The sequence below is a fragment of the Mycolicibacterium parafortuitum genome (assembly GCF_002086815.1).
Classification (GTDB): Bacteria; Actinomycetota; Actinomycetes; order Mycobacteriales; family Mycobacteriaceae; genus Mycobacterium; species Mycobacterium parafortuitum.
In genome coordinates this window covers 1-1804 of sequence record NZ_MVID01000058.1, presented here as the reverse complement: position 1 = coordinate 1804, position 1804 = coordinate 1, and the positions used below count along the sequence as shown (strand labels likewise).

The following is a 1804-nucleotide window of genomic DNA, read 5'->3' as shown; positions in this document are numbered from 1 at the left end:
CGCCAGGCCCCGCCGCCCCGGCAACCGCCCCGGCCGCGGCCGGCTCCGCCACTCCGTCAGCCACCTCCACCGCCACCCCCCCGTCGGCCACCGCCGACCGCGGGTCACCCCCGCAAGCCCCGGCGGGTCCGCCGGTGGTTCCGGATCGCGCTGGTGTGCCTGCTGGTTCTCGGCGCGGGTGGCATCGCGCTCGGCGTCTGGGTCGACTCGTCGCTCACGCGGATCCCCGCGCTGACCAACTACGCGGACCGCCCGCCGCAGGGCGCGGGAACCACCTGGCTGCTGGTCGGCTCCGACGGCCGGGAAGGGCTGACCCCGGAGCAGCAGGCCGAGCTGGCCACCGGCGGCGACCTGGGCGGCAGCCGCACCGACACGATCATGCTGGTACATCTGCCAGGACTGCTGTCGAGCACGACGGCAACGATGGTGTCGATCCCGCGCGACTCCTACGTATCGATCCCCGACTACGGCAACGACAAGATCAACGCCGCGTTCTCGGTGGGCGGTGCCGAACTGCTGGCCCGCACCGTCGAGCTCGCCACCGGCCTGCGCATCGACCACTACGCCGAGGTCGGCTTCGGCGGGTTCGCCGGAGTGGTCGACGCGGTCGGCGGGGTCACCGTATGCCCCGACGCCCCGATCGACGACCCGCTGGCCGGGATCAACCTGCCCGCCGGCTGCCAGGAACTCGACGGCCGCTCGGCGCTGGGCTACGTCCGGTCGCGGGCCACCCCACGCGCCGATCTGGACCGGATGGTGCATCAGCGGCAGTTCATGTCGGCGCTGGTCGACCGCGCCACCAGCCCGGCGGTGCTGCTCAACCCGCTGCGCTGGTACCCGATGGCCACCGCCGCGGCGGACACCCTGACCGTCGATGACGGCGCCCACATCTGGGACCTCGCCCGGCTGGGCTGGGCGATGCGGGGCGAGGTCACCAACATCACCGTCCCGATCGGTGAATTCACCAGCAACGGCGCGGGGTCGATCGTGGTCTGGGACACCGAGACCGCGGAACGGCTGTTCTCGGCGCTCGCCTCCGACGCACCGATCCCCCAGGACGTGCTGGACGCCGGAAACCCCTGATCAGCAAACTCTGTAGCCGGCATCACACTGGCCACCCTTACTAAGGTCAGGCTCAGCTCGGTTAGGCGCACCTTCAATGACAATGCCCGCTGACCTGCTATATCTTTGCGACATGACCACGCCAGCCACTCATGATGCACTCGACACCAAGTTCCACAGCCTGCTGAACGACCAGATCCGCAGCGAACTCGGCGCGTCGCAGCAGTACCTGGCGATCGCGGTGTACTTCGACGGTGCGGATCTGCCCCAGCTGGCCAAGCTCTTCTATCGGCAGTCCGTCGAGGAACGCAATCACGCGATGATGCTGGTGCGCTACCTGCTCGACCGTGACGTGACGACCGAGATCCCGGCCGTCGACCCGGTGCGCAACAGCTTCGAGACCCCCCGCGACGCGATCGCGCTGGCGCTCGACCTCGAGCGTTCGGTCACCGAGCAGATCAGCCGGCTCGCCGCGACCGCCCGCGACGAGGGCGACTACCTCGGCGAGCAGTTCATGCAGTGGTTCCTCAAGGAACAGGTCGAAGAGGTCGCGCTGATGACCACGCTGGTGCGCATCGCCGAGCGGGCCGGCTCGGATCTGTTCCATCTGGAGGACTTCGTCGCGCGCGAGGTGCCCGCCTCCTCCGGTGGCGATGCCTCGGCCCCCGCCGTCGCCGGCGGCGCCCTCTAGGAGCCTGCTGAATTAATCCGGCGTGGTGGCGGGGTTTGCGGCTGGGTTCTC

General features: G+C 69.8%; 2 protein-coding genes. Both read left to right on the top strand.

Annotated features, from left to right (window positions below):
- The first annotated feature begins 150 nt into the window (after positions 1-150).
- Entirely contained in the window at positions 151-1083 is a 933-nt protein-coding gene (locus tag BST38_RS28740) for an LCP family protein (RefSeq protein ID WP_110782065.1), read from the top strand.
- Positions 1084-1195: 112 nt separating this feature from the next.
- Positions 1196-1753, top strand: a complete 558-nt coding sequence (locus tag BST38_RS28735) for a ferritin (protein WP_083146939.1) — start codon at positions 1196-1198, stop codon at positions 1751-1753.
- Positions 1754-1804 lie beyond the last annotated feature (51 nt).